Annotated in this window: 6 protein-coding genes; all 6 read right to left on the reverse strand. The window is 73.7% G+C overall.

What is annotated here, in order from left to right:
• Positions 1-83: 83 nt before the first annotated feature.
• Positions 84-1,202, reverse strand: coding sequence for an o-succinylbenzoate synthase (menC, locus tag AOK01_RS13065; RefSeq protein ID WP_055511150.1), 1,119 nt, complete (start codon positions 1,200-1,202; stop codon positions 84-86).
• Positions 1,199-2,197 carry a hypothetical protein gene (locus AOK01_RS13070; protein WP_055511151.1) on the reverse strand — a complete coding sequence of 333 codons (999 nt, stop codon included), beginning with the start codon at positions 2,195-2,197 and terminating at the stop codon, positions 1,199-1,201. Before AOK01_RS13070 ends, menC begins: the two co-directional genes overlap by 4 nt.
• Entirely contained in the window at positions 2,194-3,360 is a 1,167-nt protein-coding gene (locus tag AOK01_RS13075) for a M20 family metallopeptidase (protein WP_055511152.1), read from the reverse strand. Before AOK01_RS13075 ends, AOK01_RS13070 begins: the two co-directional genes overlap by 4 nt.
• A gap of 17 nt (positions 3,361-3,377) precedes the next feature.
• Positions 3,378-6,779 (reverse strand): serine hydrolase, encoded by a 3,402-nt coding sequence (locus tag AOK01_RS13080; RefSeq protein WP_055511153.1) that lies wholly within the window; start codon positions 6,777-6,779, stop codon positions 3,378-3,380.
• Between the two features lie 133 nt (positions 6,780-6,912).
• Complete coding sequence (locus AOK01_RS13085) at positions 6,913-7,971, reverse strand: ABC transporter ATP-binding protein (protein ID WP_055511154.1); 1,059 nt, start codon at positions 7,969-7,971, stop codon at positions 6,913-6,915.
• Positions 7,968-8,457: oligopeptide/dipeptide ABC transporter ATP-binding protein (locus tag AOK01_RS13090; RefSeq protein ID WP_169800127.1), on the reverse strand; the 490-nt coding region annotated here is incomplete at its 5' end. The genes AOK01_RS13090 and AOK01_RS13085, both read right to left, overlap by 4 nt.

Genomic DNA, 8,457 nt, shown 5'->3' on the forward strand with positions numbered 1-8,457 from the left:
ATCACACTTGGTACGCGCCCACAAGAGCCGTGCCCGGCGCCGGCCGCCGCGCACACGCCCTGGTCACAGCACGGTCGTCCTGTTCACAGCACAGTCCGGGCGGAAATCCACTCGACATGGCGCGTCACGCCCTCCAGTTCGGCGTCCAGCGGGTCCACGCCGATCCCGGGCCCGGTGGGCACGGTCAGGTGCCCGTCGCGCACGACGAACGGCTCGGTGATGTCGGTGCGGTAGTAGCGGTCCGAGCCCGAGGTGTCGCCGGGCAGGGTGAACCCGGGCAGAGCGGCCAGGGCGAGGTTCGCGGCCCTGCCAAGACCGGTCTCCAGCATGCCGCCGCACCAGACCGGCACGTCGTGCGCGACGCAGACGTCATGGATGCGCCGTGCCTCCAGATAGCCGCCCACCCGGCCGGGCTTGATGTTGACGACGGAACAGGCCTTCAGCCGGATCGCGTCCGCCGCCGCCCGCGCCGACGTGATCGACTCGTCCAGGCAGACCGGCGTACGGATCTGCCGGGCCAGGTCGGCGTGGCCGAGTATGTCCTCCTCGGGCAACGGCTGTTCGATCAGCAGCAGGTCGTAGCTGTCCAGGCGGGCCAGGTGGCGGGCGTCGGCAAGGGTGTACGCGGTGTTCGCGTCGACCTGGAGCGCCACCGCGTCACCGAAGCGTTCACGCACGGCCCGCACCGGTTCGACGTCCCAGCCCGGCTCGATCTTGAGCTTGACGCGGACGTACCCGGCGTCGAGATAGCCCGCGACGCCGTCGAGCAGTGCCGGGACGGAGTCCATGATGCCGACGGAGACACCGCACGCCACCCTGTCCCGCACGGCGCCGAGTTCACGGGCCAGTGGGCGGCCCGCGGCGCGCAGCTCGGCGTCCAGGACGCCCATCTCCAGCGCCGCCTTGGCCATCCGGTGGCCCTGGACGGGGGCCAGCGCCGGGGCGACGGCGACCGCGTCGAGACGGTCCGTGCGGGCGAGCGCCGGGACGAGGAAGCGGCGCAGGACGTCGGCGGCGGCGTCGGCGTACTCGGAGGAGTACAGCGGGCTCGCCATCGCCACGCACTCGCCCCACCCCTCGCCCTCGTCGGTGACCACCCGCAGGAGCAGTGCCTCGCGGCTGGTGAGCGTGCCGAAGGACGTCCGGAACGGCGCCACCAGGGGCATGTCGATGTGGCGCAGTTCGACGCCCGTCAGCTTCATCGCTTCTCCTCGCCTGTCACGGGAACACGGGTGGTGCGGGAACGCTCCACGGAGGCCTTCGCCGCACCGGTGGTCCCGGCGCGTTGCAGGACGTACCAGCCGCTCCGGTCGAAACCGGTGACACGTGCGCCCTCCGCCATCAGGGTGCCGAGGGCCGCACGCAGGGCCGTACGCCACTTCTCGGCCTGCTTCGGCGCGGTCAGCCGGAGACGCTCGATGTCGGGCGGGACCGCGACGAGCAGCGTCGGGGCATCGAGTGTGCCGGCGGCGGGGGCGCCGTCCGGGTCCGTGTCCAGGGCCACCGCGGCGCCGGCCGCACGCAGGGCCGCGGCGTCCGCCGGCGCGAACCCACCGGCGCAGGCGGCGCGGACCGGCTCACCGAGCAGGTCCCACCGCACGAGCAGCCGGTCGGTGTCGTCGCCGCCGTTGATGCCGTCCTGCAGACCGCCGTAGAAGTTGGTCAGGTACTCCTCGGGCCGCGCCGCGAGTTTGACGAGGTTGAAGTAGGCGTTGCGGCACACCAGGGGATCGAAGGTCCAGGTGATGGCCGACGCGCCCCGCTCCAGCGACCAGGCCCGCTGGTGCAGTTTGAGCGCGAAGCCGACACTGCGGCCCCGGGCTGCCCCGCTCACGCCGGCGATGTGGCTGTGCACCGCCTCGTCCGCCGGGGCGCCGAAGAAGCCGACGCACGCGCCGACCAGCTCGTCACCGTCGAAGGCTCCGCCGATGTAGTTGCCCGACTTGGCGAGAGCCCGCAGCAGTTCACCGGTCATCGGCGCACCGGCCGGTCCTGGCTGCCAGATGACGTTGAACAGGTCGTGGACGGCGTCCAGTTCCCGGCCGGTACGCACCTCGCGGACCGCCACCTTCGAGGCCTCGGCGGCGGCCGTGGCCCGGACGGCGGCCTCGGCGGCGGCGCCTCGGATCGTGTCGCCGGTGAGGTGGTTCGGGTCGATCACGGGCCTGATGCCTCCTGTCGGTGGTGACTCGGTCATGAGCGGTCTCCCTCAAGGGTCCGGGCCGGGCCGGCCGCATCACGCGCCCCCGTGCGGGGCGGCGGATCGGCGAGCAGATCGTCCGCCAGGGCGGCCAGCAGCGCGCCGCGCCGGGGCAGTTCGGCCACGATCACGTGCTCGTCGTCGGCGTGGGCTCCGCCGCCCACCGCGCCGAGCCCGTCCAGGGTCGGTGTGCCGACACCCGCGGTGAAGTTCCCGTCGGAGGCCCCGCCGACGGCCACCCCGACGGGCTCGGGCAGCCCGAGCCGGTCTGCCAGGACCACCGCGCGGGCGAAGAGCGTCGCCGAGGCGTGGGGTTCCAGCGGCGGACGGTTGGGGCCGCCGGTGATCTCCACCCGTGCGTCGGGCAGGACCGGCCGCAGTGCGTGCATCGCCCGGTCCACCCGGGACTGCTCGGCCGCATCACGCACCCGTACGTCGACGGCGAAACGTCCGCTGCCCGGAACCGTGTTGGTGGTGCTCCCGGAGGTCAGCACGGTCGGGGTCACGCTCGTGCCCCGCCGCGGGTCGGGAAGCCCGTTCACCGCCAGGACCTGGTGGGCCAGTTCGACGGTGGCGTTGACACCGCGTTCGGGCTCCAGGCCTGCGTGGGCGGCCCGGCCGTGCACCCGCACCTCGTACAGCGACACGCCCTTGCGTCCGGTCTTGAGGGCGCCGCCGTCCGCGGACGCCTCCAGCACCAGTGCCGCGGCACAGTCGGACGCCTCCTCCTCCACCAGCCACCGCGAGGTCGGTGAGCCCAGCTCCTCGTCGCCGGTGACCAGGACGGTGACGCCCGACGGGTCGGGCAGGGCCGCGACGGCGTGGAAGGCCATGACCAGCCCGGCCTTCATGTCGAAACAGCCGGGACCGCGTACGACGCCGCCGTCCACGGAGAACGGACGGCGGGCCAGCGAGCCGATCGGCCACACCGTGTCGTGGTGCCCGAGCAGCAGCACCCGCGACGGCGCGTCGCCCAGCCGCCACCGCAGATGGGTGCGCCCCTCGATGACGATCCGCTCCGGCCGGACGCCGAGCCGGGCCGTCCCCAGCTCGGCCACCACGTCGGCGCTCCTCGCGACCGCGTCGAGGTCGGCCGAGGGCGACTCGCGGCCGACGAGCGCCGCGAGGTCGTCGAGGATCCGCGGGAGCGCCGCCGTCATGTGCGTGACCAGGGGCGTCACGAGGTGGCCGCCTTGGGCGTGGCACGCACGCCGTGGTGCATGTACCGCTCGCCGGTGGGGAGGGTGTAGAAGATCACCGGCTGCCAGGTCGTGCTCTCCGGGCTCCGGACGGCGAAGCGCTCACCGGAGGCGTCCAGCGGGATCAGCGGGAACTCCTCCACCGGGTCGGGCACCAGCTCCGCCAGCGGGCCCGTCACGGTGATGCGCAGGACGCCCCCGCCGTCACGCTCCAGGACCTCCATCCGGGCCCCGGCCCGCTCGTAGACGCCGGTGTGCGGCCCGACGTCGACGACCGGGGGCTGCTGCGGAGGCGCCGGTGTGCGCGGCATGTCGAGGCCGGCGAGCTCCGCGAAGATCTCCTGGAAGAGGTCCTCGTACAGGTCGCGGGTGTGGCCGCCGTTGGTGAGCAGCGTGACGGCGAGTCCCTCGGCGGGCAGCAGGCGCAGGAACGCGGACTGGCCGATGGTGTTTCCGTCATGGCCCAGGAGGAAGTGGCCGTCCCAGGTGAACCGGCACCAGCCCAGGCCCCAGGAGTCGCCGAGGGTGTACGGATCGGGCAGCTCGGCGTGCCGGGCGGCCATCGCCTCGGTACCGGCGCCGCTGAGGAGCCGGCCGCCGTCGGCGGTGCGCCCGCCGTTCAGATGCGCGCGGGCGAAGGCCAGGACATCGGCGGTCGTGGAGGTGATCAGCCCCGCGGGTCCCAGGGACCGGGGCAGGCCCCACACCGGCGCCCGCTGCGGGGAGCCGCCGTCGTGCGCCTCGTGGCCGACGGCCGCGCTGTGCAGCAGTGCCTCCTCGGGCAGGGTCACCGTGTGCCGCAGGCCCAGGGGGGCGAAGACCCGCTCGCGGATCGCCCGGTCCCAGGTCATGCCGGTGAGCTGTTCGACGACCCGGCCCATGAGGGAGAACCCGGAGTTGCAGTACGACCAGGTGGCGCCGAGCGGATGGTTCTGCCGTACGTCCGCGAGCCCCGCGACGTAGGTCTCCAGGCAGTCGTCGCCCCGTCCGGTGTCGGTGAAGACATCACCGTCGATGCCGCTGGTGTGGGTCAGCAGGTGCCGCATGGTCACGGCCTTCGTCGTCTCCGGGTCGGCCAGCACCAGTTCGGGCAGCACCGTGACGAGTGGTGCGTCCAGGTCGAGGAGGCCCTCGTCGACCAGTTGCATGACCAGGGTGGCCGTCCACACCTTCGACACCGAACCGATCTGGAAGAGCGAGTCGGTGGTCGTCGGTGTGCCCGTGTCCAGGTTGAGGACGCCGTGGGCCACCTCGACCAGTTCGTCGTCGTGCGCGCCGGCCCAGTCCGGGCGGATCCGCAGGATGCCCAGGGTCGCGCCCGGCACCCGGTGCTTGGCGGCCAGGGCGGCGAGCCGCCGCTGCCAGTACGCGCCGTCGACCGGTGGCCGCCTTCGGCCCGCGGGCCCGCCGGCGTGCCGCTCCACCCACTCGGCGACGCGGCCGTTGAAGTCCAGCAGATGCGACGGGGGACCGTCGAGCACGAACAGGTGCGAGCCGCCCGGGTAGAGGACCAGCTGGGTCGGTACGTCGCGCTCGCGCAGCGCGGTGTGCCACTGCGAGGCCTGACCCATCGGACAGACCAGGTCGTCCGTGCCGTGCAGGATCAGGGTGGGGGTCCGCACGTCCTCGACCCGGGTCAGCGGAGACATGGCCTCGTACCGCTCCCGCAGGGCCCAGGGCGGTCCGCCGAGTTCGTGCGCGGCGAGGAAGTGCCCGTCCTCGGCGGCGCCGGCCATGCTGGTGAGGTCGCTGACGACGCCACCGGCGACGGCCGCGGCGAACCGGTCGTCGTGACCGGTGAGATAGCAGGTCATGTAGCCGCCGTAGCTGTACCCGGTGACCGCGAGGCGGTCGGGATCGGCGACGCCCTCGGCGACCAGCGTGTCCACCGGCTCCAGGAAGTCCTGCGCGTCGGCGAGGCCCCACGCGCCGTTGACGGCGTCGAAGAACCGTTCGCCGTACCCGTCGCTGCCGCGCGGGTTGACCAGGAGCACGTTCCAGCCGCGGGTGGCGAGGACCTGGTGGTAGAGGTGGATGGAGTCGGCGGCGGCGTTCCACGCGTTGTGCGGGCCGCCGTGGATGTCGAGCAGCAGCGGGCGCGGCGTGCCGTCCTGGGCCGCCGGGTCGCCGGTCAGCCAGCCCTGGACCACGGTGCCGTCCGAGATGGTGAACTCCCGCTCCACCCGCGGGAACAGTTCGACGTCGGCCAGGGCCGAGCCGTGTGCGGTGCGGACGGTCCGGGAGCCCGACGCGAGGTCGAGCACGACGATTTCGCCGAACGACGTGGGCGTGGCGAGCACGAGCGCGACCGTGTGGCCGCGCACGGCCATGCCCGACACGATGTGTCCGGCGCCGCCGAGCACGAGACGGGGCCGTCGCTCCGCCGGGTCGCCGTCGAGACCGACGGCGTACAGGTGCGTGCAGCCGCGGTCGCGGACGCAGAACAGCACCGTGCCGCCGTCCTGGGCGAGTTGGGGCAGCGCGCCGGGGTAGCCGGGGCCGCCCGGCATCACGTTGCGGTCCAGGGACGCGGCGAGGTCCGTCACGCCCGTGCCGGCATCGTCGTCGAGCGGGACGTGCAGCAGCCGCGCGTGGCCCACCGGGTCCTTGAGGTGGCCGACGACCAGTAGCGCGGTGCCGTCCGCCGTCCAGTCGACGGTCGCGGCCCTGCCCTCGGGGAGGCCGACCCGCACCGGCACCGCCGTGGGGTCGTCGAGGGCGAGCACATGGGTCGCGGAGTGGGCGGTCAGGTCCGCGTTCGGCGCCGTCGCGGCGGTGAAGGCCAGCCGCGTGCCGTCCGGGGACCAGGCCGGCGGCGAGGCGTACCAGTCCCCGTCGGTGAGCCGGCGGCAGTCGCCGGTGGCGAGGTCGAGGACGTGCAGGTGTCGGCGGACGGTGCCGACGAGGCCGCCCCCGTCGGTCTGGTAGTCGAGCCGGTCGATGACGACCGGCGGGTTCGGCCCGCGCGGGCCGGGTGTGCCGGGGGCGGCCGCGATGTCGACCGGCGCGGTGAACGCGATACGGGTGCCGTCCGGGCTCCACACGGGAGCTCCGGCGCCGAGCGGCAGCGTGGTGAGCGGCTCGGCCTCGCCGCCGTCGGCGGGCAGTTGCCACAGCTGCGCCGGGCCGTCGCCCGCGCGCAGAAAGGCGATTCGGGTGCCGTCCGGGGACCAGCCCGGTGCGTGGTCGTTGCCGCCGCGGGTCAGCTGCCGGGCGTCGCCACCGGCGCCGGGCACCAGCCACAGGTTGCGGACGTGCCGGTCGGCGTCCAGGTCGCTGGTGCGCAGCACATACGCGATCCGCTCGCCGTCCGGCGACAGCGCGGGCTGCTCCGGTGTCGCGATGCCGGCCAGGTCCGCCAGGCGCAGGGGCCGAGTCATGAGGCCCTCCTCACTGTGACATGTGGATGTGAACTGAGAACAGGGAACGGAGAAGGGTGAACGGAGAAAGGCGCAGGTGAACAGGGTGCGGGTGAACGGAGAAGCGTGTACGGGACCGGGGGAGCGGGGCGCGTCACGTCGCGGCGCCCGACGCAGTTCCCGACGCGGTTCCCGAAACAGTTCCCGACGCGGCGCCCGACGCGGCCGGACGGCCGGCGGCGAAGTGGCAGGCGGTGGAGTGCACGCGGTCCGCGGCTCCCGAGGACGGATCAAGGGTGAGGCAGTCGGTGCGCCCGGACAGCACCAGCGGTCCCACGGGACAGCGCGGATGGAAGCGGCATCCCGCCGGCACATGGTGCGGGTCGGGGGGCTCGACGTCCGTGACGGTGCCGTCGCCCTCACTCGCGGTCTCCCACGCGTATCCGTCCCGGCCGGGCGCCGCCGCCAGCAGTTCCCGGGTGTAGGGATGCTGCGGGTCGGCCAGTACCTCGTGAGCGGGGCCGCACTCGACGATGCGGCCGAGGTACATCACCGCGATGACGTCGCTGACGTAGCGCACCACCGCGAGGTTGTGCGAGATGAACAGCATGCCCAGGCGCATCTGGCGCTGGAGGTCGCGTACGAGGTTGAGCACGGTGCCCTGGACCGACACGTCGAGCGACGAGGTGATCTCGTCCGCGATGACCACCTCGGGCCGGCCCGCCAACGCCCGTGCGAGCGCGACCCGTTGACGCTGTCCTCCGGACAGTTCGGCCGGCCGGGCGAAGACGTGTCCCGCGTCGAGACCCACCAGACCGAACAGCCGGGTGACCTCGGCGCGGCGTCCGCCGGCGCCGTCCGGAGCGGCCCGCGGAATGGCCTCGGCGACCGAGTCGCCGACCCGCATCCGCGGGTCCAGCGAGGCGTACGGGTCCTGGAAGACCATCTGCACCGCCCGCCCGGCCCGGCCCGATGTGCGGTGGTGCGCCGTGCGGTGGTTCGCCTCCTTGCCGTCGAGCAGTACGCGTCCGGCGGCGACCGGCGCGAGACCGACCGCTGCCCGCGCCAGGGTGGACTTTCCCGAGCCGGACTCGCCGACCAGGCCGACCACCTGCCCCGAGGGCACGGTCAGACTGACTCCGTCGACGGCCTTCATCGCCCGTCGCCCCGTGCCGTAGCGCACGGTGACGTCCTCGAATCGCAGCTCGCTCACGGCCGGTCACCCTTTTCGCCGATGGGGTCGGCCGGCCGCTCGTCGAGCGGCCGGTCCGCGGGTTCGGTGTGCGGATACCAGCAGGCGACCCGGTGGCCGGGACCGCTCGCCGCCAGCCGCGGATCGTCCGTGCGGCACCGGTCCCGCGCGAACGCGCAGCGGGCCGCGAAGGCGCAGCCGGCCGGCACCTGGTCCGGCGTGACGGGCCGGCCGGGGATGACGGCGAGCGGCCGGTCGAGGTCGGTGTCCATGTGGGGCACGGTGGCGATGAGCGCACGCGTGTAAGGGTGCCGCGCCGCGGTGAGCAGCCGGTCCGAAGGCAGTTCCTCCACGATGCGCCCGGCGTACATCACCAGGACCCGGTCGCAGGTCTGCGCCACCACGTTGATGTCATGGCTGATCAGCAGGAGCGCCACGTCGTCGGCGGCCCGGATGCGCTCCAGCAGGCGCAGCACCTGCCGCTGCACCGTGACGTCGAGCGCGGTC

The organism is Streptomyces aurantiacus, assembly GCF_001418335.1.
Classification (GTDB): Bacteria; Actinomycetota; Actinomycetes; order Streptomycetales; family Streptomycetaceae; genus Streptomyces; species Streptomyces aurantiacus.

Coding starts and splice junctions, on each gene's coding strand:
- menC (WP_055511150.1), bottom strand. CDS start 1,202: ATGAAGCTGACGGGCGTCGAACTGCGCCACATCGACATGCCCCTGGTG.
- AOK01_RS13070 (WP_055511151.1), bottom strand. CDS start 2,197: ATGACCGAGTCACCACCGACAGGAGGCATCAGGCCCGTGATCGACCCG.
- AOK01_RS13075 (WP_055511152.1), bottom strand. CDS start 3,360: ATGACGGCGGCGCTCCCGCGGATCCTCGACGACCTCGCGGCGCTCGTC.
- AOK01_RS13080 (WP_055511153.1), bottom strand. CDS start 6,779: ATGACTCGGCCCCTGCGCCTGGCGGACCTGGCCGGCATCGCGACACCG.